The sequence below is a fragment of the Prevotella rectalis genome, assembly GCF_900607215.1.
GTDB classification, from domain to species: Bacteria; Bacteroidota; Bacteroidia; order Bacteroidales; family Bacteroidaceae; genus Prevotella; species Prevotella brunnea.
The window spans coordinates 1-2,106 of record NZ_LR027833.1; the positions used below are offsets into that span (position 1 = coordinate 1).

General features: G+C 45.1%; 2 protein-coding genes. Both read right to left on the bottom strand.

Annotated features, from left to right (window positions below; all coding sequences use genetic code 11):
• Positions 1-392 precede the first annotated feature (392 nt).
• The gene (locus E0E16_RS13320) at positions 393-1,265 is read right to left on the bottom strand and encodes a hypothetical protein (protein ID WP_130830688.1); all 873 of its coding nucleotides are present in this window, start codon (positions 1,263-1,265) and stop codon (positions 393-395) included.
• Positions 1,266-1,273: 8 nt separating this feature from the next.
• Positions 1,274-1,978, bottom strand: a complete 705-nt coding sequence (locus E0E16_RS13325) for an HmuY family protein (protein ID WP_130830689.1) — start codon at positions 1,976-1,978, stop codon at positions 1,274-1,276.
• Between the last annotated feature and the right edge of the window lie 128 nt (positions 1,979-2,106).

A 2,106-nucleotide genomic window follows, 5' to 3' on the forward strand; every position in this document is an offset into this window, starting at 1 on the left:
GCGGCTGAATCGCCACCCGAGGTAACAGAAAATGAATAAGGGGGCTTGTCACTAACATGCTGTCATCCGAACTATTGTGTCTCAATGAGTTGGAATGAGGATTTCTATGTTTAGCGGACAGTAATAACAAAAAAAAGAACATTTAGGATGCTATTGGTTCTATTCATAAAAGGCGGAAAGATTGTGGCAAAGTAAGATAAAGAAACGAAGGATGATATGTACGCTTAATGTTGAACACCTGCTCACCATGGCGTTATCCGGTTTTGAGACAGATAACGATTTTTTGTGGGTAATTCTCGGTAGCTGAATTGTTTTCTCTCGTGACTGTTGCTACGGTCGGCAGTTTTTGCGCAATTGAGAATCTTTTCTTCTTCTTCCCGTCCCTTTTATCGTTATTTGGTTATCCTTCGTTGCTTACCTTTGAACCAAAGATAAATACCCAATGAGAGAAAAACTATAAGGATGACCGCCAATTGCCATGCATACTTCTCCGGCTCTACCCAAAACTCCTTAAAGAAGTTGATGCGCCCAAGAATCTCAATCGGAGTCCAAAACACTATGACCGTGGCAATCGCCATACGAATGTTTGCACCCCATGCAGCGATGTGTAGCTGGTGGCGCAGCATGAAGACTGAGCCGACGAGACAGCCCACTCCCACAAGAAATGTTATGGGGTGGTGATCGCCAAGGAACGTCTTGTCGTAGCAGAACATCAGCAGTAAATACATAGCCCAAAGAATCATGTTCAGCTCCATGAATGTTACGATGCTCGTGTGGCGTGTCATGGGTTGCACAGCTATTTCCTTCCGTTTGCTACGGAAACACACCTTTTGTATCCATGTTATCAAGTCGCATCCATTCTTTGTACAGAACACATACATTGTCATCACCATTATCCACATGCCAAACGATGCCGGCATGATGAGATATTCGGGCTTCGTCACCACCACACCGTTTTCTATTTCCGGCTGAACACCATACCGACGAGCATAATAAAGGAAGAGAAACTCTACCCAACCCGTCCAAAAAAGCAATCCGCCGAAGAATCCCCATAAGGTCTGTCGGGTGTCGCCTTTCACAAGTACGCCCATTACCACCATGACCAGTCCTATTGCTCCTAACGCAAAACCACCTATGTGCATGGCTTCTTCATTCATGAATTTCTCCATCAATATCATCAGTGCATGACCTAAGGGCATGGCAAAGAGTACTAAGAGAAATGAGATGAAAGTACGCCAAATATAGATTTTCTTTTTATTTTCCATTTGAATATTTATTTCAGTTCATCACAATAATAACTTATCTGTCCGCCCGTGTCGTCTATTTCGGTATGCTGGTTGTACCAACTGATAATCTGCAATTTGAAATAGCGTTTGCCATCAGCGGTACGCACGGCATAGACGTGATATGAAGGGGTATAGGTCATCGGCGGACCTGCGAGAAACATGTTTCTTTCCAACACCGGGTTTGCACTCGTGAGTGTGCGTTGCGGCCCATTGTTGGGGTCGAACCATGGATTCTCCTTCGGGTCAAATCCATGGGTGTTCACATAGCGAAACCAATCTGTTTGCGAATAAGTTATCTTCACCGTGGTGTCGTTGTCGGCTATCCACTCTTGAGGGTCAGGCAGTTGCTCCACACGCTGCCAGTGGTCGTAGTTGCCGAATCCAAGGTCTATGGCACCACCCTTGCCATTGCCACTTGTACCGCCGTTGGTGCGAATGTGATAGCCACAGATGGCTATATCCCAATCCAGTCTGCTTTTTTGCTGTCCCTCCTTGATGTCCTGATTGGGAGCATTGCGATTGAATATCTCGCCGGTGCGCAGGTTGAAGTATATCCAATCATTGGTAACTCCGGTCGTATAGCCCGCCACACGTGGCAGAATCTTACCATTGAATTCTTCGGCATCATACGACAAACATGAACTCATGGACAAGGAGAGAAACAGAAGTAACGGAAGTATTTTTGTATTCATCTTTTATTATTACTGTCCGCTAAACATAGAAATCCTCATTCCAACTCATTGAGACACAATAGTTCGGATGACAGCATGTTAGTGACAAGCCCCCTTATTCATTTTCTGTTACCTCGGGTGGCGATTCA

What these genes read in the sequence shown, in the direction of transcription:
- E0E16_RS13320 (WP_130830688.1), bottom strand. Translation starts at nt 1,265, where the DNA reads ATGGAAAATAAAAAGAAAATCTATATTTGGCGTACTTTCATCTCATTT.
- E0E16_RS13325 (WP_130830689.1), bottom strand. Translation starts at nt 1,978, where the DNA reads ATGAATACAAAAATACTTCCGTTACTTCTGTTTCTCTCCTTGTCCATG.